This is a genomic window from Vibrio sp. 1151_11 (assembly GCF_029478525.1).
Classification (GTDB): domain Bacteria; phylum Pseudomonadota; class Gammaproteobacteria; order Enterobacterales; family Vibrionaceae; genus Vibrio; species Vibrio anguillarum.
The window spans coordinates 1-247 of the sequence record NZ_SHMN01000148.1; the positions used below are offsets into that span (position 1 = coordinate 1).

Annotated in this window: 1 pseudogene; it reads left to right on the forward strand. The window is 40.1% G+C overall.

The features are described 5' to 3' along the window. Nucleotides 1–146: 146 nt before the first annotated feature. Nucleotides 147–247 (forward strand): annotated as a pseudogene (locus tag EXZ60_RS19165) (tautomerase family protein); the annotation flags it as partial.

A 247-nucleotide genomic window follows, 5' to 3' on the forward strand; every position in this document is an offset into this window, starting at 1 on the left:
TAAGCATAACAAACGGTTAAAGAGGGATTGCCAACGCTCGTCGACTTTAGTTCAAAATTGAAATTCAGCGTTTACGGCGTGTTTTTTGAGTTAAGTGGTGCGTTGTCAACCCCTTAACCGGGCGTTATACGTTCAAAGGAGGAACGGTGGTAGTAATATATGGAATTAAAGAGCTTTTAAATCCGATCAAAGCTCAATTATCTGATGTAATTCAAGCATCTATGACTCAGGTTTTAGGGCTTCCTGA